The following is an 18,581-nucleotide window of genomic DNA, read 5'->3' as shown; positions in this document are numbered from 1 at the left end:
TCCGGTCTGCGGTGCGCCGCGCTCAGTAGCTGACGTACACGTCGGTCAGCAGGTCGGCGGCGGTCGGGAACGGCGCGGCCTTGGCCTGCTGCACCGCGTCTTCGATCAGCGCGGCGACCTGTTCGTCGATGGCCTTGAGCTCCTCCGGCGCGAGCACGCCGGCCTGGGTCACGGTGGCGGAGAACTTCTTCAGGCAGTCCTTGTTGGCGCGGATGTCGTCGAGCTCGCCGCTGGCGCGGTAGGTCTGCGCATCGCCTTCGAAATGGCCGTAGAAGCGCACCATCTTGCATTCGAGCAGGGCCGGGCCGCCGCCTTCGCGGGCGCGCTTGATGACTTCGCCGGCAGCCTCGTGCACGGCGAAGAAATCGGTGCCATCCACGGTCACGCCGGGAATGCCGAAGCCGGCGGCGCGGTCCACATAGCTGTCCACCGCGGTGCCATAGTCGCGCGCGGTCGATTCGGCATAGCCGTTGTTCTCAATCACGAAGATGACCGGCAGGTTCCATACGGCGGCCAGGTTCAGGCTCTCCAGGAAGGTGCCCTGGTTGGAGGCGCCGTCGCCGGCGAAGGTGATGCCGATCTCGCCCTTGCCGCGGAACTTGGCCGCCAGCGCGGCGCCGCAGATCAGCGGCGCGCCCGCGCCGAGGATGCCGTTGGCGCCCATCATGCCCTTGGACAGGTCGGCGATATGCATGGAGCCGCCCTTGCCGTTGCACGAGCCGCCCTTGCGCCCGTAGATCTCCTTCATCATCGCCACCGGGTCCACGCCCTTGGCGATGCAGTGGCCGTGGCCGCGGTGCGTGCTGGCGATGCGGTCGCCGTCGCCGAGGTGATGCAGGATGCCAACGCCGGCGGCTTCCTCGCCGGCATAGAGGTGGACGAAGCCGGGGATGTCGCCGCGGCCGAAGTCCACGTGCAGGCGCTCCTCGAAATCGCGGATGGTGCGCATGCGGCGGTAGACGGCGAGCAGGTCTTCCTTGCCGAGGGGCAGCGTGTTCTGGCTGCTTGAGGTTGTCGTCATGTCTGTCTCCTTCACGGTTTTTGCAGTGGCGGTATGTGAGCGGGGTTACGACTGAGGGTGCGGATGCGGGTGCGGGTACGGCTGCGAGACTGGCCGGGACGCCAGGGGCGGCGCCGCATGCGAAGGCGGCGCCTGCGCGCTCGGCGCGCGGCCGCCGCGCATCAGCCCGGCGGCGGCGGCGTAGCGCATGCAGGCCGCCACGTCGATGCTGAGGAAGGCGCGCTCGCGCAGCGTCACGGTGACTTCGTCTTGCTCGCCGAACACCAGCTCGCGCTCGCCGTCCAGCGCGACGACGCCGCTGCGCTGGCGCACGCGGTGCGGCACGCCGTCGGTCAGGCGCTCCCAGCCTGCGATGGGCACCGCGCTGAGCAAGCCAGGCGCGATCGGCGCGCGCAGTTCGAAGCGGCCTGCGCCTGCAGCCGCCAGCTCAATGGCCAGCCCGCCGGATTCGTGCCGGCCCACCGGGTCGAGCAGGCCGCCGATGGCGGACAGGCCGATGGCCTGCGGATCGGCGAAGGCGAGGTACACGGCGCCCAGCGTCTCGGTCTTCCACAGGGCGCGCGCGCCGATGAAGTGCTCGTGGGAGATGACCGCATCCACCAGCGCAATATCGCGGCGCACCTCGTTCGTGCCGGCGATGCAGATGTCCAGCCGCTTGTTGCCGGCCAGCGAGTGCGCCGCCGGAATGCGCCCGCTGGCGAACAGGCCGGTGGCGAGCCCGGTGATGGTGGCCTCGCGCATTTCGGGATAGGCGTTGTTGGTGCCGGTGGAGATGCCGGCGATCGGCACGTCGCCGCATTCGCGCACCACGGCGCGGTGGGTGCCGTCGCCGCCGAGCACGATGATGGCGGACACCCCCGCTTCGCGCAGCATGCGCGCGGCCAGGAAGGTGTCGTCCACGCGGGCGGTGACCGGCATGTCGAGGTACTCCACCCCGGGCAGCGCGGCGTCCGGCCCCTGGCGACGCGCGAGGTGCCGCGCCAGCAGCACGCGCATGCCCTCGCGGTCCGGCATCATCAGCACGCGACCCACGCCGCAGGCGGCCAGCGCGGCCAGCAGGCGCAGCACGATATTGACGCGGTCGGCCAGTTGCAGCGTGTTGGCGTTGGCGATCACGCGGCGGATATCGCGCGCCGAGACCGGATTGGCGATGATGCCCACCAGGGGCCGTTCGGCCAGCGTCTGCTCACCCATGCGTGTCTCCTGCCGTCTTGTCTTGTGACAGGCATATCGCAATGGGCGTGCCACCCACCGGACACGCGCGCAGGGCAGGAAAAGCGCGGGATTACCCGCAGGAAAAAGGGCCTTTGGCCGGGCGTGGCGGCGCACCGCGTGACAGGTGTCACAGCATCAGGTGTACGGCCGCTGGACAGGTGTCGCGCGGCGCGGGGCCAAGCGCGTCGCCGCGCTCAGTCGTGCGCCGCGTCGCGCTGGTTGGGGGACGCGATGCCGTAGCGCGCCATGCGCCGGTACAGCGTCATGCGGCTCACGCCGATCTGGCGTGCCACCGCGCTGAGGTTCCAGCCGGCGGCGCGCAGATATTGCATCAGCAACATGGCTTCGGGCGGCAGCTGGTGCGGGTCGAAGCCGGGTGCCGGCACCGTGAGCGGGACCGGGATCGTCTGCGCCATGGTGGCGGCCGGCGCCGCCGGCGCGGCCGCCGTGGCAAGCAGGCCTTGCTGGCGCGCCGCCGCGCCAATGCCTTCGGGCAGGTCTTCCACCTCGATATGTCCGTCGGTGCAGATCGCGCGCGCATACTCGAGCGCGTTGCGCAGTTCGCGCAGGTTGCCGGGCCAGGCATGCGCGTGCAGGCGCGCGCGCGCCGCCGGCGACAGGCTGACGGTGCCGATGCCAGTGCCAGTGCCAGTGCCAGTGCCAGTGCCAGTGCCAAGCATCTTGCCGATCAGCCAGTCGAGGTCCGAGCGCTCGCGCAGCGGCGGCAGCATCAGGCGGGCGCCGTTGAGCCGGTAGTAGAGGTCTTCGCGGAAGCGGCCGCTGCTCACCAGCTGGTCCAGCGGATGGTGGGTGGCGGAGATCACGCGCACATTGACCGGCACCGGCCGCGCCGCGCCGATGGCCAGCACCTCGCCTTCGGCCAGCACGCGCAGCAGGCGCGATTGCAGCTCGCGCGGCATGTCGCCGATCTCGTCGAGGAACAGGGTGCCGCCGTCCGCTTCCTGGATGAGGCCGCGCTTGGGCCGCGAGCCGGCGCCGGAGAAGCTGTTGGGCAGGTGGCCGAACAGCTCGCTCTCGATCAGCGATTCGGGGATCGCCGCGCAGTTCACCGCCACGAAGGGCCCCTGGCGGCGTCCGCTGGACTGGTGCAGCGCCTTGGCGAGATATTCCTTGCCGCTGCCGGTCTCGCCGTTGATCAGCAGGTTGATCGGGGAGTCGACCAGCTTGGCGGCGCGCAGCAATTGCTGCTGCAGCGCGTCATCGCCGCCGCACAGGGCCGCCAGCGGCGCTTGCAGCGGCGCGCTGCGCACGGCGGCGGCCGGCTGCCAGCGCAGCGCCGGCGGCATCACGCTCAGGTAGAGCCGCGTGCCGCTGCGCGACAGGGCCAGCGCGCGCTGCTCGCTCGGGCGCGAATGCACGAAGCGGCCCAGTTCGTCGAGGCGCGCGTCGAACAGCGCCTCGAAGGCCATGCCAAGCAGGGGCGCCCCGCCCAAGCCGGGTTCGGCCCCCAGCATCTGCTGCGCGCGGCGGTTGTGCCCGACCACGCGGCCGCCGGCGTCGAGCGCGAGCAGGTATTCCGGGTTCACGTCGACGAATTCCGGCGCGGCATTGAGCTTGAGGATCCAGTCTTCGCGATGGCTGCGCAGGAAGCTGGCGTTCTCGATATGGCTGGCGTAGATGCGCACCATCTGCAGCGCCAGTCCCTGGCTGTCCTTGGCCTGCGGCGAGGTCAGCGCGGAGATGTCGAGGATGGCGCAGAGGCTGCCGTGCGAATCGAACAGCGGCGCGGCGGTGCAGGTCAGCGGGATATGGGTGGCGTCGAAATGGTCGGCCTGGTGCACGGTCAGCGCCTGCCCGGTGGCCAGCGCGGTGCCCACCGCGCAGGTGCCGGCGCCGGCCTCGCTCCACTGCGCGCCCAGGTACAGGCCGGCGCGGCGCAGCCGCGCATCGGCACTGGCGTCGCCGAGGTAGTCCACCGTCACGCCCTGCGCGTCGGTGAGCAGCACCACGTAGCCCATGCCGGCGACCTGGCTGTACAGCGTCTGCAGCCCGTGGCGCGCGATGCGGGCGAAATCGTCGATGCGCTGCTGGTGCTCGCGCAGGCGCGTCTGCGGCAGGATGCAGGCCTGCTGCATGCGCGCCGGGTCCAGGCCGTACTGGTGCACGCAGCGCCGCCAGGAGTTCTGGATGATGGTCTCGGGCGCGCGCGGCAACAGCGCGCCGGCGTGCGTGGTGAGCTGCACTACCGTATCGATGTGCTCGCGTTGCCGCAGGTCCATCGTCGTCTCCTTGTCGTCTCCCGGCCTGGCGCCGTCGCCGGCTCTATGTGCCTCTGGAATGACGGGCGGCCGGGAATCCTAATGTATCCGACAGGGAGCCGCTTGGGCAAACCGCTTGGGCAAACCTCTTCATGCGATGTGCGGCCTGCACTTCATGCGCCGCGCACGCGCGCGGATCTCCGCCCTGGATGTGCGCGGGCCGGCGCATGCGACGACCCGCGCGAGACGGAAAGCACGAAACCGGACGGATCAGCAGATCCGGTCCGCCAGCTCGGTCATGCTGCTCACCACCACATCCCAGTCGGATTCGGCGGCAAGATCCCTGGACTGGTTCGGGCCGTATTCGGCAGGCCGATTGACGTAGGCGGTGCGCATGCCGTGCGAGCGCCCGTGGCGCAGGTCGTCGTTGTGCGCCGCCACCAGCATCACCTCGTGCGGGCGCAGGCCGAGAAAGCCGATCACGCCGCGGTAGATCCTCGGGTCCGGCTTGAAATGCCGCACGATATCGGCGCTGAACACCGCGTCCCAGGGCAGGCCGGCATGCCTGGCGGTATTCACCAGGCAGGACACGCTACCGTTGGAAAACGTGGAGATGATGTAGCGCTGCTTCAGCCGCGTGAGGCCCGGCACGGTGTCGGGCCAGCCCGAGAGCCGGTGCCAGGCGCGGTTGAGATAGTCCTTCTCCACTTCGTCCAGGCCTTCGATGCCGAACTCGTCGAGCAGCACGTCGAGCCGCTCGCGGTGCAGCACGTCGATATTGGCCCAGGGCCGCTCGCCCTCGCGCACGCGGTCCATGCCGGGCACATAGCCGGCGCGCCAGGCATCGGCGAACGCCACCCAGTCCGCCTCGATGCCCTTGCGCTTGCCGAACGCGGCGAGGTCGGCGCTGACGCTGCTGCGCCAGTCCACCACCGTGCCGAACACATCGAACACCAGCGCCTTGACCTCGCCAAGCCCGTGGCCCTTGCTGTCTTCCTTCTTGCTGTCCATGTCCGCTCCAGGTTCGGCCGCGCTCAGGCGCTGGCCTTGTCGAGCAATGCGATATCGTCCGCGCCCAGTTGCAGGCGCGTGGCGGCGATCAGGTCGTCGAGCTGCGCGACCGAGGTGGCGCTGGCGATGGGCGCGGTGATGCTGGGACGCGCGATCTGCCACGCCAGCGCGACCCGCGTGGGATTGGCGCCGTGCCGCGCCGCCACATCGTCCAGTGCGGCCAGGATGCCCAGGCCGCGCGCATCCAGGTAGGCCTTGACCCGCTGGCCGCGCGCGCTGCTCTTGTCGAGATCGGCCTCGGAGCGGTACTTGCCGCTCAGCAAGCCGCTGGCCAGCGCGTAGTAGTTGAACACCCCGATCCCTTCGCGCAGTACCAGCGTTTCCAGCTCGCTCTCATACTCATTGCGGGTGTAAAGATTGTAGTGCGGCTGCAGGCTCTCGTAGCGCGGCAGGCCGAGGCGCCGGCTGGTCTCCAGCGCCTCGGCCAGGCGCGCGGCGGTGTAGTTGGAAGCACCGATGGCGCGCACCTTGCCGGCCTTGATGAGACGGTCGTAGGTGTCCAGCGTCTCCTCCAGCGGCGTGTCCTGGTCGTCGGTGTGCGACTGGTAGAGATCGATGTAGTCGGTCTGCAGGCGCTGCAGCGAGGCGTCCACCGCGCGCTCGATATAGGCGCGCGACAGGCCCTTGCGGCCTTCGCCCATGTCCATGCCGACCTTGGTCGCCAGCACGACATCGGCGCGCTTGCCGCTGCGCCGGAACCATTTGCCGAGGATGGCCTCGGATTCGCCGCCCTGGTTGCCGGGTACCCAGCGGGAATAGACGTCGGCCGTGTCGATGAAATTGAGTCCGGCGCCGACGAAGGCATCCAGCAGCCTGAACGAAGTGGCTTCGTCGACACTCCAGCCGAACACATTGCCGCCGAATGCCAGCGGCGAGACTTCCAGCCCGGACCTGCCCAGTTTGCGCCTGGTGATGCTGTTGGTGATGCTTGAGGTCATCCGTGTTGCTCCGCGAGTTGCATCGAACCGCCCCCGTCAGACCGCTGTCGGGCCGCTGCCCTGCCCGAACCCCATCTGGCATGACTGCCGGCGGCAAAGGTGCCGCGCCGGTCCAGGCGCGGCGAAAAGCACATTGTAGGCAGGGAACGCAAAGCTTGCCGGCGGCAGCGTGCCAGGCCGGCGCGCTGGCGGTGAATGCACCGGAGATCGCGCGGCGCGGCGGCGAGAACAGACCGCCGGCATCGGGCAGGTCGGGCAGGCGGTCAACCAGATGGATGCGGTGCCGCAGCAGGACGCCGCGCTGGTGGAACAGGCCGCGGCAGCGGCCCAGGCGCTGGCGGAGCAGGCGCAGTCGATGAAGCGCGCGGTCGGCGTGTTCAAGCTCGCCGCCTGACACGTCTTGTTCCGCGCCGGCGCGCGAGCCGGCAAGGGCGGACTGGCCGCCCTGTCTATTTTCCGGCGCGCCTCAGATGGCGGCGCGCGCGGCGGGCTCCAGTTCCTTCATCACTTGCGCCGCGATTTCGAACGAGCGCAGCCGCGCTTGGTGATCGTGGATCTGCGCGGTAAGCATCAGCTCGTCCGGGCGCAGGTCGTCGACAAAGCGCTGCACGCCGGCGCGCACGCCCTGCGCGTCCCCCACCACCGAGCATGCCAGCGAGCGGCGGATATGGGTGGCCTCGGTCTCGCTCCACAGCGATTCGATATCGTCCACCGGCGCGCGGATCGGGCCCGGCGTGCCGCGCACCAGCGCCAGGAACTGCTGCTGCAGCGAGCTGAACAGCCGGCGCGCCTGCGCATCGCTGTCTGCGGCGAATACATTGAGGCCAAGCATGACGTGGGGCCTGGCCAGTTGCTCGGAGGGCCGGAAGGTCTGGCGGTAGAGATCCACCGCCTGGCGCATGAAGCCCGGCGCGAAGTGCGAGGCAAAGGCGAAGGGCAGGCCCATGGCGGCGGCCAGCTGCGCGCTGAACAGGCTCGAGCCGAGCAGCCACAGCGGCACCTTCAGGCCCGCGCCTGGCACGGCGCGCAGCCGCTGGCCGGGGCGCGGCGCATCGAAGTACGCTTGCAGCTCTTCCACGTCCTGCGGGAAGGCGTCGGCGGTATCCTGCGTGGCGCTGCGGCGCAGCGCGCGCGCGGTGGACTGGTCGGTGCCGGGCGCGCGGCCCAGGCCGAGGTCGATGCGGCCGGGAAACAAGGCTTCGAGCGTGCCAAACTGCTCGGCCACCACCAGCGGCGAGTGATTCGGCAGCATGATGCCGCCCGAACCCACGCGGATGGTGGAAGTGCCGTTGGCGACATAACCGATCAGCACGGCCGTGGCGGCGCTGGCGATGCCGGGCATATTGTGGTGCTCGGCCAGCCAGAAACGATGGTAGCCAAGACGCTCGGCGTGCTGCGCGAGCGCCAGCGAGTTGCGCATGGCCTGGCCGGCATCGCCGCCTTCCACGATGGGGGACAGGTCAAGCAGGGAATAGGGAATCATGGCGACGAAGATTGACTGCGACGGATGGCGGCAAAACGTCCCGCGGAAGGTCCGGCGGGACGGCGCGGCCAGCCCGGCAATTTATTGAACGATCGCTATATTAATCACACGCTGGTGCGACTGGCAACGGAAAAATATAATGACCACTATGAAAAAGAGTGTTTCCGGTGCGGGCCGCGGACGGCCCAGGCAATTCGATCGCGAGACGGCGCTGGGCCAGGCCTTGTCGCTGTTCTGGCGATATGGCTATGAATCCACTTCGATCGCCACGCTGACCGAGGCGATGTCGATCACGGCGCCGAGCCTGTACGCCGCGTTCGGCAGCAAGGAGCAGTTGTTCTACGAGGCGGTGGAGCGCTATGCGCAGACGCATGGCGCGCTGCTGTACGGGCCGCTCGAGGCCGGCGGCAGCGCCCGCGACGCCGTGCACGGGCTGCTCCGCGGCGCGGCCGCGCTGTTCAGCGCCAAGGGCAATCCGGCCGGCTGCTTCCTCATGAGCGGCACCAGCCATTCGGCCGACTGCGCCTATATCGAGGACACCCTGCGCCAGCGCCGCCGCGAGAAGGAACAGGCCATGCAGGCGCGCATCGAGGCCGGCATCGCACAAGGCGAGCTTGCCGCGGACGCCGACGCCGCAGCGCTCGCGCGCTTCTTCAACGCAGTGATGCAGGGCATGTCGATGCAGGCGCGCGACGGCGCCACGCGTATCGCGCTGGAACAGATGGCGGAGATGGCGATGCAGGCGTGGCCCGGCAAGGCCGTGAAAGCGGCGCGCGCCACCAGGGCCACCAGGGCCGCCAGGGGGCGGGAGGTGCAGGCGGCCTAGCCCGGCGGCTCGGGACGGCACCACAGCCAGGCCAGCACGCACGCCATGCAGGCAATCGCGCCATAGGCCAGCCAGGGCCGGTGCATGCCGAACAGCAGCACGCCGGCGCACACCGTCATCGCCGCCGTGGCGCTCCATTTGGCGCGCCGGCTGACCATGCGGCCGTGATGCCAGTTATAGAGCATGGGCCCGAACACGCGATGGCCCAGCAACCATGCATGCAGGCGCGGCGAGCCCTTGGCCGCGGCCCACGCGGACAGCAGTACGAACTCCGTGCTCGGCAGCCCCGGCACGAACAGCCCCAGGATGGCCACGCCCAGGCTCAGCAGCGCCAGCGCCGTCAGCAGCGCGCGCGCGGTGCGCGTGCGCGCCAGCCGCAGCGGGGTGTCTTGGGAAGCCTCCGCGGCGGCGGCCCTCGTAGGCGGCACCGCGTCGCGCGCGCAGGCTGCGTCGGCATCATCCAAGGCTTGTCACCACAGTGAGAAATTGCGCCGCAGCAACGCGCCGAAGCGGTCGAAGGCATCCTGCGCGGCGGTCTCGTGCTTGAGACGCTGCGGCAGCGTAAGTCTGTCTGGAGAGTCGGCAAGGGCCGGCAGCATGTCTCGGTTTCTCTCGGTTCGGCCGGCGCGGATGCTTCGGCGACTGGACGCGCCCACTGCGCCAGCACGCGGCCGTGCCCATTGTCGCGCGCCGCCACGGCAGGGGGCAAGGTGAGACCCTGGCGCCCGTGCTGGCTTTCGCACACAGGCAAGGCCGGAATCCGGCGCGAATTCCCGTACGCGGCACACCGCACGGCACGGCATATAGTAGCGCTTCGGCGGCAGTCGCCGGCGCCAGTGCCTTGGCCTGGGACAGACGCTGCCAGCGCGAGGCCGGAATCAGTGCGAGGTTCATTCACCTAGCTGGAGGGATTGCGCGGCTACCCGCCGACGTCCGATGGTTTGCCGTCGCGCTGCCCGGCGACGCCGTGGCGGTTGTGAAATGCTGCCCGTGCGGCATCCTTGCGCTGCGTCATGCCGCGCATGCAATGCGCAGGAATGGCACGCGATAAATGCTGCCGCGCACGGTCACGGCCGGTATACTCGCAGGCACGTCTACCCCTGCCTGCAGACCGCTCATCGTGTCCTCTTCCTCCGCGCACAAGACCGCCGCGCAAGCACCCGCCGCCGCACCCTACGATTTCACCGAGCAGGTCGGCCACCTGCTGCGGCGCGCCTACCAGCGCCATGTGGCGATCTTCCAGCAGACCATTGCCGATTCGCAGCTCACCGCCGCGCAGTTCGTGGTGATGTGCGCGGTCAACGACCGCGGCTCCTGCTCGCTCAGCGAGATCGTGCGCGCCACCGCCATCGACCAGGCCACCGTGCGCGGCATCATCGAGCGGCTCAAGGCGCGGGCGCTGGTGGCGGTATCGCACGATGCCAACGACCGCCGCAAGGTGGTGGTCACCGTCACGCCGGGCGGTCTCGCGCTGATCGAGGAAACGGTGCCGTTCGCGCACCGCATCTCCGAGCAGACCTTCGGCGACCTCAACCCGGCCGAACGTGTGGCGATCCTCTACCTGCTGCGCAAGATGAGCGAGTGCGACGAACGCGGCGAACGCGACGCCGCGCCGGACGCGCAGGCGTAGCCGGCGTCAGGCCGGCTGCGCGATGCTGCCGGCCAGCGCCGCCAGCACCGCCTCCGGCGTGAAGGGCGCGCGCCGCAGCCGCACGCCGGTGGCATCGAACAAGGCATTGGCAATGGCCGGCGCGCCCGGCAGCGAAGCCGACTCACCGGCGCCCATGGGCGCTTCCTCCTGCCGTTCCAACAACAGCACCTCGATCGGCGGCAGTTCCGGGAAGGCCAGCAGCGGATAGCTGCCCCATTCGCGGCTTGCCACGCCCGCCGCGTCGAAACGCACCTGCTCCTTGAGCACGCGGCCCAGGGCCTGCACCACGTTGCCCTGCACCTGGTGGCGCACGCCGTCGGGGTTGACCATCATGCCGGTGTCCTGCGCGACCACCAGCCGCTGCACGACGATCTCGCCGGTATCGGGCGCCACCGTGAGGTCTACCACCCAGGCCGCCCAGGCGGCGCCGAAACCGGGAAACCGGCTATGGACATAGCGGGCGTAAGCCACGCCGCGCCCGCGCAGCAGGCCGTCCGCGCCAGGCGTGCCGCGCGTGCCGCGCGCGCCTTCGCGCCAGCCGGCGTGCGTCGCCAGTTCGCGCAACAGCGCGCTGGCGCGTTCGTCGGGCAGGTGGCGCAGGCGGAAGGCGAGCGGATCGGCGCCGGCTTCGTGGGCGATCTCGTCGATCAGGCACTCGTGCGCGAACACATTGGGCAACGCCGAGACGCCGCGCAGCCAGGAGGCCCGCACGATGGCCGGCGTGTCATCGCAGGCGATGCGCGCACTGGCGTAGTGGTACGGCGGCACGGCAGTGCGGTCGCCCATCTGCAGCGTGCGCGGGGCATTGTCGACGATGCCGGTGAGCAGCAGCGCCAGCGTGGGCGCGTCATTGGACGGATAGCGGCTGACGAAGTCATAGGCGAGCAGGTCGCCGGCGGCGCCGATGGCCGCGCGCACGTCCATCAGCTGCGCCGCGCCCTTGGGCTCCCACAGGTGTTCCTGTTCGCGGCTGAGCTGCACGCGCACGGGCCGCTTCACCGCGCGCGAAAGCAGCACGGCGTCAGCGCAGACGTCGTCGGCGCAGTTACGCCCGTAGCACCCGGCAGCCTCCATGCGCACGATCTCGATACAGCCTTCGTCGAGACCGGTGAGGCGCGCGAGATCGATGCGCAGGACATGCGGGTTCTGCGTGCCGGACCACACGGTGAGGCCGTCGTCGCGGTAGTCGGCCACCGCACACGAGGGGCCGATCGAGGCATGCATCTGGAACGGCCATGCATAGCTGCGCGACAGCACCTTGCCGCTGCCCCGCGCGGCTTCGAGCGCGCCGGCCACGTCGCCTTCGTCCACCAGCTGGCGGCGCGTGGCGGGGTTGGCGCGCAGCGCGGCCTCCGCCTCGCCCGGGCCATTGAGCGCGGGCAGCGGCGGCACCGGCTTCCAGTCCACGCGCAGGCGGCGCGCGGCCTGCATGGCCTGCTCCTCGCGCTGCGCCACCACGCCGACGAAATCGCCCTGCACCACCACGTCGATGACGCCGCGCACGCCCTCGAGCGAGGCGCGGTCCACCCCGCGCAGGCTGGTGCCGACGAAGTCGCCGCAATCGCGGCCTGCGTAGGGCGGACGCACCACGCGGCCGTGCACCATGCCGGGTACGCGCACGTCATGCACGAAGGCCAGTTGCGCCGTGGCCTTGGCGGGAATATCGACACGCGCCGCGGCGCGGCCGACCACGCGGTATTCGGAGACCGGCTTGGTGTCGAACTGGTCGGCCAGCGGCAACTCGACATGTTCGCCCGCCAGCAGTTCGGCATACGACAGTGCCTGGTCCGGCGCGCCCTTCACGCGCAGCCGGCCGTCGTCCGCGGCCAGCGTGGCGGCGGGCACGCCCAGCCGCTGCGCGGCACGTTCGCGCAGCCAGGCCATGGCCTGCGCCGCCGCGCGCCGCAGCGGCAGCGCCGAGATCTGGATGGTGGCGCTGGCAATGGTGGGGCCCTGGTTGGGCGTGGCCTCGGTATGGCCCAGCGTCATCGCCACGCGCGCGGCCGGCACGTCGAGCTCCTCGGCCACGATCTGCGCCAGCGAGGTGCGGATGCCGGTGCCGAGGTCCACATGGCCGTTGAAGGCGAGGATCTCGCCGTTGTCGAGCAGCGCCACGAAGATGTCAGGCTGCGCCGCCACATAGTCCGATGCCGCGCCGGGCTGCCCCGGCGCCGGACGCGGCGCGGCCTGTGGCGCGCGCGTCACCAGCAAGGCGCCTTGCCTGCGCAGCAGCGCGTCGCGCAGCGCGCCGGGCGAGGTCGCGGAGGCGGCCACTGACGATGATGCGCGCGCATCGGCCTGCGCGGCGGCGGGGTCGGTTTGCATGGCTTCCCTCACTCGTCCATCCCTTGTCCATCCCTTGTTCATCACTTCGGTGCGCGCGCGGGCGCCGCGTTTGCGGCGCGCCATGCCCTGCCCGTTATACTCCCAGCCTTGATCAGCACAGCAACGCGGCTTCAGGCCCCAGACATATGAACACCCCGACCGCTAGGAAGAGCGCGGCAGCCGGAACCCGGGCCCGGCAGGCTCAGGACACCCGGGCCAAGATCCTCAAGGCAGCCATCAAGGTCTTCGCCATGGGCGGCTACGAGGGCGGGCGCGTGGAACGCATCTCGTCGCTGGCCAAGACCTACGACCGCATGATCTATTACTACTTCGGCAGCAAGGAAAAGCTGTTCGTCGAAGTGCTGGAAACCATCTACACCCAGCTCAACGAGGCCGAACAGGCACTCAAGCTCGACGCCGGGGACCCCGTGCGCGCACTGACGCAACTGGTCGACTTCGTCTGGAACTACTACCTGGAGCATCCCGAGTTCGTCGCCATCCTGTCGAGCGAGAACATGAGCCAGGGCAAGCACGCCAAGAAATCCGGCCGGCTCAGGGACATTTCCAGCTATGCCTTGTCGGTGCTCGACGGCATCCTCGAGCGCGGCAAGGCCGCCGGCCTGTTTCATGCCGATGTGCGCGCCCGCGATGTCTACCTGGTGATCGCCTCGCTGGGCTACTTCTACAACTCGAACCATCATACGCTCAGCGCCTTCCTGGGCGAGCCGATGATGAGCAAGGCCGCGCTCGAGCACTGGCGCAACATGATGCAGCGCACCGTGCTGAGCACGGTCTGCGTGGTCCCGTCCGGCAGCGCGCCGGTCGCGGCGCCGACGGAGCCCGCGCCCCCCAGGAAGGCTACGCGCGCCCGGCGCGCCTAGCCGCCCCGGCTCAGCGCGCATCGCCACCGGTGCGCGCCAGCAACGCCAGCGCCTCGTCGCGCGGCATCACGCTGGCGTATTTCTGCGCCATGTCGAACAGGTTGGCGTCGTGCGGGCCGATAGCGCGGTCGCCCACGCAATCGGACAGCACCAGCGGGCGAAAGCCCAGCGACATCGCATCGACCACGCTGGCGCGCACGCAGCCGCTGGTGACGCAGCCCGCCACCAGCAGCGTCTGCACGCCACGCTGCGTCAGCCACGCCGCCAGCGAGGTGCCGAAGAAGGCCGAGGGCACCGTCTTGCGCACCACCAGCTCGCCGGCGCGCGGCGCGAGCTGCGGCACGATGGCGCTGTCGTGGCTGGCTTCCTTCAGGCCCAGCATGCCGGGCACCTTCAGGGTGAAGATATTCTGGTCGCTGTCGTCGTCGGCGAACACGATGCGGCTGTGCGCCACCGGCCAGCCCTGCTCTCGCGCGGTGGCCAGCAACGGCACGGTGTTGGCGATGGCGGCAGGGATATTGCCGCCGCCGAACACCTCCGGATTGGCGAAGCCGTTGACGAAGTCGATGATCAGCAGGCCGTAGGGCGCCCTGGGCGCCAGCGTGGCGCCAAAGCCCTGGCGCTGGTAGGTGGTGGCTTCATCGTGCATGGGTGGCTCCGCTCTCGTGTGTTTGCCCCTGGTTCGACTGCGCCTGGCCGGCCTGGTGCCAGCCGTCCAGCACCTTGCCGCGCTCGACCACCGCCTCACCATCGAGCCGCACGGTGCAATGCCGCACCGGGATATCGATATGGCAAGCCGTGGTGCGGCTGCCGCCGGCCTCGTTGTTGGGACCGAAGGAGCACAGGAAATTGCCTTCGAAGGCGCGTGCGTCCATGCCGATGGTGGCCTCGCGGTCGTACATGGCCAGCGTGGACCAGCGCGCGCGCGGCTGCAGGCCCCAGCCGATATGCGACATGGCGTAGGCCTCCGGATCGTTGAAGGAGGCCATGTAGTCGCTCAGCAGGTCGGCGTCGAGGCCGCCTTCGATATGCGTGACATAGCCGTTGCGCACGGTGATGTCGACGGGCGCCTGCACATAGGACTTCATCGGCAGCAGGATGTCGCCGCGGTCGAGCACGATGCGTCCGCTGGTGCCGCCCTCGTTCGGCCAGGTCAGCACGAAGCCGCTCGGCCAGTGGTCCCAGCGCCCGGGCTTGTCGACGAAACCGTACTCGCTGATGGCCGGGAACTCGCCCAGCGCGCAGCGCAGGTCAGTGCCGGCGCCGGACGTGATGTGCATTTCCCCGGCGCGCCCGAGCCGCGCGGTGGCGGCCATGACGCGCGCGCGGTCGTCCTCGGTGGGCACCAGGCGCACCAGCACTTCGGGCGGCTCCACCGCCAGCAGGATCTTGGTGCCGCCGGACAGGATCTCGTGCTGCTCGGGCGAGAACAGCAGCGTCATCAGGTCCAGCACCAGGTCGCTGGCCTTGAGCGCGGCGATGGCGGCCGGGTTGCCGGTCAGCGGCGTGGTGCCGAGATAGGCCAGCGCGTCGCGGCTGAGCGCGCGCTCGCCGTTGACGGGCGGCAGGTCGAGCCGGTTGACGATGGCGCCCATCGACGCCGCCGCCAGTTGCGCGGTGCGCAGCGTCTGCGGGTGGGTGGCGGCGCCGGTCAGCACCGTGACGGTCTGTCCGGGCTGCAGCCTGGACAAGGTGAGCACCTGGCGCCAGGCCTGGGTCAGGTCGTGATCGCTTACGGGCATGGTTTCTCCTTGGTTGGCGGTGGCGCGCTCAGGCGGCGGCCTGGTCGCACACGAGCGGCGCGCCGAGGAAATCGCCGAACGCGCGATAGAAGCCGGCCTCGTCGTCCCACGGGATCATGTGGCCGGCATCGGGCACGCGCGCCACCAGCACGGCGGGCAGCAGGCCGCGGATCTCCTCGATATCTTCCGCGCGGATGACATCGCCGCGGCCGGCCACCATCAGTAGCGCGGGCACGCGCAGCGCCGGCAGGTCGGCGTGGATATCGTCGCGATGGAAGTCCTCGAAGCTGGCCACCACCGCGCGTTCGTCGCAGGTATGCAGCCACTCGGCGCGCAGGCGCAACTGGTCCTGCGTCCAGGTCGGGCAGAAGCGCCGCATGCCCTCGGCATCGATGCCCTGCCGCGCCAGGCGGATCGAATCGACATACCAGGGCAGTTGCGACGGATAGGCGCGGCGGCCCGGACCGGACACCGGCGGGTCCACCATCACCAGGCGGGTCAGCCCGGCGGGATTGGCGCGCGCGGCACGGATGCCGATGCGCGCGCCCATCGAGTGGCCGACGATGGCGTAGCGCGCAAGGCCGAGTGCCCGGGCAAAGGCAAGCACATCGGCGGCCTGCGCATCGAGGCCGTAGTCAAGCGTATCGCCCGCGGCCGACAGGCCGCGGCCGCGCACATCGAGGACATAGGTATCGAAGTGCTGGCCGAACCGTTCGCCGACGAAGCCCCAGGTGACGGCCGGGCTGGTGATGCCGGGCACGATGATCACCGCGTCGCGCTGCGCGCGCGCGCCGGCGTTGCCGCCGTAGCGCAGGTAGTGCTGGCGGATGCCGTTGGCGGACACGTTTCCGCCGTAGAGAAACTCGCTCATGGCTGGCTCTCTCGCGCTCAGTAGGCGCCCGACAGCAGCGCGCCCGCGCCGGGCACCACCGGTTCGAGATCGAGCTGCCTGAGGATGGCGTAGGTGGTGGCGATGGCGGCGGTGATGACAGGCTTGCCGGTCATGGCTTCCACCTTGGCCACGGCCGGCAGCGAGGGCATCTGCACGCAGGCGGACAGCACGATGGCATCCACGTCCTTCGTGTTCATCTGCGCGACGATGCCCGGCAGGTTCGCAGGGTCGTGGCGGCCTACCTCCAGGTTGTCCGCGATCTCCAGCGCGCGCCAGTCCACCACCTCGTAGCCCTCATTGCGGATGTAGTCCACCACGAGCTCGGTCAGTGGCTTCATGTACGGCGCGACCACGGCAATGCGCTTCGCACCGATCACCTTGAGCGCGTCCACCAGCGCGCCGGCGCTGGTGATCACCGGCGCATCGGCGCCATTGGCCGCGGTATGGGCCTGCAGGCGCTTCTCGGAGACGCGGTGGTAGCCGTGTCCCATCGCCATGATCGCCACCAGGCAGGCGTAGCCCAGCACGTCGACGCGCGCGTCGCTCAGCTCCAGCGCGCAGCGGTCGGATTCGGCGTCCATTGCCGCCAGCTCTTCCTTGACCACTTTCTTCATGCGCATGCGGCTGGAATGGAAGGTGAAGCGTTCGGGCCGAACCAGCTGGCGCGCCGCGAGCATCGCCGGGATTTCGGTTTCCATCGTGGTGTTCGAGCTCGGCACGATCTGGCCGATACGGAAATTTTTCTGCACTGTCGACTCCATCATCCATCTGTTTTGTCCACCCGCCCAGGCGCTGCGCTTGCGTGGCCAGCTCCTTGCACGGCGGCCCGGCGGCTTGCCAGCGCCCCGGTACCTTGCGAACGATTGTAGTGTACACACTGTAATTTCACAACAAATCAATGCGCCGCGCGTGCCGCACTTATTCAGTGCTCGCTTAACGAAATGATGCCTGAAAACGGGCATATTTTCCCGTGTACAGTGCAATACACCGCTGCAATCACATCCGGATAAGGGTTTTCCATAGGACGCGCATATCGTTCCTTTACTTCCATTTTTATGGTGTGTACACTTGATTTCACCAACTGGCCGAAAGGCCGCTCCAGACCCACATACATCGCCAGGAGAAATATCGTGCAAGGCAAACCACGGATCGCAATCATCGGGGCCGGACTGGGAGGGACCGCTGCCGCGGCGCTGCTGCAGCGCAGCGGCTTCGAGGTCAGGCTGTATGAGCAGGCTCCGGCGTTCTCGCGTCTGGGCGCGGGCATCCATGTGGGGCCCAATGTGATGAAGATCATGCGCCGCATCGGCATCGAGGATGCGCTCAACCAGATGGGCTGCCACCCGGATTTCTGGTACAGCCGCGACGGGCAGAGCGGCGAAGTGGTCGCGCAGATCCCGCTCGGCGACTACGCGCTGTCGCACTACGGGGCCAGCTACCTGACCGTGCACCGCGGCGATTTCCACGCCCTGCTGACCGAGGCGGTAGCGCCGGGCACGCTCCTGTTCGACAAGAAGCTCGACAGCGTGGAAGACCTGGGGCACGCGGTACGCCTGCGCTTCACCGATGGCACGGTGGACGAAGCCGATATCGTGATCGGCGCGGACGGCATCAATTCGCGCATCCGCGAGACCTTGCTGGGTGCCGAGCCGCCCCGCTACACCGGCTACGTGGCGCACCGCGCCGTGTTCCCGATCTCGCGCGTGAAGGGCTTCACGCACGACCGCTGCACCAAATGGTGGGCCGACGACCGTCACATGATGGTCTACTTCGACACCGGCAAGCTCGACGAGATCTACTACGTGACCGGCGTGCCCGAGCCCACCTGGGACCTGAGCAAGAGCTGGCTGCCGAGCAGCATCGAAGAGATGCGCGCTGCCTTCGACGGCTGGCACACAGGGGTGCAGTCGCTGATCGAGGGCACGGTGGAAGTCACCAAGTGGCCGCTGCTCGAGCGCGACCCGCTGCCGTTGTGGAGCCGCGGCCGCCTGGTGCTGCTGGGCGACGCCTGCCACCCGATGAAGCCGCACATGGCGCAGGGCGCGGCCATGGCGATCGAGGATGCCGCCATGCTGACGCGCTGCCTGGAGCAGACCGGACTGTCGGACTTCGGCACGGCCTTCTCGCTGTACGAGGCCAACCGCGCCGCGCGCGCCAGCAAGGTGCAGCTTGTTTCGCACAACAATACCTGGCTGCGCGCCAACGAGAACCCGGACTGGTGCTTCGGTTACGATGTGTTCAACGTGCCGCTGGCGCAAGCCGGGCAGGTGGCGATCGCCGCCTGAGCCAGATCCGGCAATACCGCCAGGCCCCCGGG

At 69.4% G+C, this 18,581-nt stretch carries 18 protein-coding genes; 5 read left to right on the top strand and 13 right to left on the bottom strand.

The window, feature by feature from the left end; genetic code table 11:
• Window positions 1–22: 22 nt before the first annotated feature.
• The 5 genes from AB4Z48_RS20740 to AB4Z48_RS20720 all read right to left on the bottom strand — a co-directional run bounded on the left by AB4Z48_RS20740 (window position 23) and on the right by AB4Z48_RS20720 (window position 6,464).
• On the bottom strand, window positions 23–1,021 hold the full coding sequence (locus AB4Z48_RS20740) for a thiamine pyrophosphate-dependent dehydrogenase E1 component subunit alpha (protein ID WP_441617347.1): 999 nt from the start codon (window positions 1,019–1,021) through the stop codon (window positions 23–25).
• A gap of 45 nt (window positions 1,022–1,066) precedes the next feature.
• A complete protein-coding gene (locus AB4Z48_RS20735; protein ID WP_441617345.1) occupies window positions 1,067–2,215 on the bottom strand; it encodes an ATP-NAD kinase family protein in 1,149 nt (382 codons plus the stop codon).
• Between the two features lie 215 nt (window positions 2,216–2,430).
• Window positions 2,431–4,476: a sigma-54-dependent Fis family transcriptional regulator gene (locus AB4Z48_RS20730; protein ID WP_441617343.1), complete on the bottom strand. Its 2,046-nt coding sequence runs from the start codon at window positions 4,474–4,476 to the stop codon at window positions 2,431–2,433.
• A 249-nt stretch (window positions 4,477–4,725) separates the two neighbouring features.
• Window positions 4,726–5,466 (bottom strand): haloacid dehalogenase type II, encoded by a 741-nt coding sequence (locus AB4Z48_RS20725; RefSeq protein ID WP_441617341.1) that lies wholly within the window; start codon window positions 5,464–5,466, stop codon window positions 4,726–4,728.
• A gap of 23 nt (window positions 5,467–5,489) precedes the next feature.
• Window positions 5,490–6,464 carry an aldo/keto reductase gene (locus tag AB4Z48_RS20720; protein WP_441617339.1) on the bottom strand — a complete coding sequence of 325 codons (975 nt, stop codon included), beginning with the start codon at window positions 6,462–6,464 and terminating at the stop codon, window positions 5,490–5,492.
• Between the two features lie 169 nt (window positions 6,465–6,633).
• Here AB4Z48_RS20720 and AB4Z48_RS20715 point away from each other — a divergent pair, with 169 nt between their 5' ends.
• A complete protein-coding gene (locus AB4Z48_RS20715; RefSeq protein WP_441617387.1) occupies window positions 6,634–6,858 on the top strand; it encodes a hypothetical protein in 225 nt (74 codons plus the stop codon).
• A gap of 72 nt (window positions 6,859–6,930) precedes the next feature.
• Here the strand turns inward: AB4Z48_RS20715 and AB4Z48_RS20710 are convergent, their stop codons facing one another.
• Entirely contained in the window at window positions 6,931–7,947 is a 1,017-nt protein-coding gene (locus AB4Z48_RS20710) for an LLM class flavin-dependent oxidoreductase (protein ID WP_441617337.1), read from the bottom strand.
• A gap of 139 nt (window positions 7,948–8,086) precedes the next feature.
• Here AB4Z48_RS20710 and AB4Z48_RS20705 point away from each other — a divergent pair, with 139 nt between their 5' ends.
• Window positions 8,087–8,773, top strand: coding sequence for a TetR/AcrR family transcriptional regulator (locus AB4Z48_RS20705; RefSeq protein ID WP_441617335.1), 687 nt, complete (start codon window positions 8,087–8,089; stop codon window positions 8,771–8,773).
• On the opposite strand, the gene AB4Z48_RS20700 is transcribed toward AB4Z48_RS20705, so the two are convergent.
• Complete coding sequence (locus tag AB4Z48_RS20700) at window positions 8,770–9,237, bottom strand: YbaN family protein (protein WP_441617333.1); 468 nt, start codon at window positions 9,235–9,237, stop codon at window positions 8,770–8,772. The genes AB4Z48_RS20705 and AB4Z48_RS20700 overlap by 4 nt on opposite strands.
• Window positions 9,238–9,243: 6 nt before the next feature.
• Entirely contained in the window at window positions 9,244–9,372 is a 129-nt protein-coding gene (locus tag AB4Z48_RS20695) for a hypothetical protein (protein ID WP_441617331.1), read from the bottom strand.
• 521 nt (window positions 9,373–9,893) lie between these two features.
• Between AB4Z48_RS20695 and AB4Z48_RS20690 the strand changes: the two genes are divergently transcribed.
• Window positions 9,894–10,403 carry a MarR family winged helix-turn-helix transcriptional regulator gene (locus AB4Z48_RS20690; protein ID WP_441617330.1) on the top strand — a complete coding sequence of 170 codons (510 nt, stop codon included), beginning with the start codon at window positions 9,894–9,896 and terminating at the stop codon, window positions 10,401–10,403.
• A gap of 6 nt (window positions 10,404–10,409) precedes the next feature.
• Here AB4Z48_RS20690 and AB4Z48_RS20685 read toward each other — a convergent pair whose 3' ends face one another.
• Window positions 10,410–12,749, bottom strand: coding sequence for a molybdopterin cofactor-binding domain-containing protein (locus AB4Z48_RS20685; RefSeq protein WP_441617328.1), 2,340 nt, complete (start codon window positions 12,747–12,749; stop codon window positions 10,410–10,412).
• A gap of 146 nt (window positions 12,750–12,895) precedes the next feature.
• On the opposite strand from AB4Z48_RS20685, the gene AB4Z48_RS20680 reads away from it, so the two are divergent.
• Complete coding sequence (locus tag AB4Z48_RS20680) at window positions 12,896–13,630, top strand: TetR/AcrR family transcriptional regulator (RefSeq protein ID WP_441617326.1); 735 nt, start codon at window positions 12,896–12,898, stop codon at window positions 13,628–13,630.
• Between the two features lie 10 nt (window positions 13,631–13,640).
• Here AB4Z48_RS20680 and AB4Z48_RS20675 read toward each other — a convergent pair whose 3' ends face one another.
• From AB4Z48_RS20675 to AB4Z48_RS20660, 4 genes are read right to left on the bottom strand one after another with little or no spacing between them, the layout of a single operon-like run.
• Window positions 13,641–14,279 carry an N-carbamoylsarcosine amidohydrolase gene (locus AB4Z48_RS20675; RefSeq protein WP_441617324.1) on the bottom strand — a complete coding sequence of 213 codons (639 nt, stop codon included), beginning with the start codon at window positions 14,277–14,279 and terminating at the stop codon, window positions 13,641–13,643.
• Complete coding sequence (locus AB4Z48_RS20670; RefSeq protein WP_441617322.1) at window positions 14,269–15,372, bottom strand: 2,5-dihydroxypyridine 5,6-dioxygenase; 1,104 nt, start codon at window positions 15,370–15,372, stop codon at window positions 14,269–14,271. The genes AB4Z48_RS20675 and AB4Z48_RS20670 overlap by 11 nt, the downstream gene beginning before the upstream one ends.
• 28 nt (window positions 15,373–15,400) lie before the next feature.
• Entirely contained in the window at window positions 15,401–16,243 is an 843-nt protein-coding gene (locus AB4Z48_RS20665) for an alpha/beta fold hydrolase (protein WP_441617320.1), read from the bottom strand.
• A gap of 17 nt (window positions 16,244–16,260) precedes the next feature.
• Complete coding sequence (locus AB4Z48_RS20660; protein WP_441617383.1) at window positions 16,261–16,962, bottom strand: maleate cis-trans isomerase family protein; 702 nt, start codon at window positions 16,960–16,962, stop codon at window positions 16,261–16,263.
• Window positions 16,963–17,394: 432 nt separating this feature from the next.
• On the opposite strand from AB4Z48_RS20660, the gene AB4Z48_RS20655 reads away from it, so the two are divergent.
• A complete protein-coding gene (locus AB4Z48_RS20655) occupies window positions 17,395–18,549 on the top strand; it encodes an FAD-dependent monooxygenase (protein WP_441617319.1) in 1,155 nt (384 codons plus the stop codon).
• The last annotated feature ends 32 nt before the right edge of the window (window positions 18,550–18,581 follow it).

Origin of the sequence: Cupriavidus sp. 2TAF22, from assembly GCF_052115045.1 — a bacterium.
In the GTDB taxonomy this organism is placed as follows: domain Bacteria; phylum Pseudomonadota; class Gammaproteobacteria; order Burkholderiales; family Burkholderiaceae; genus Cupriavidus.
Note: the sequence above shows the minus strand (reverse complement) of the source record. Positions and strands in the feature narration are given on the sequence as shown.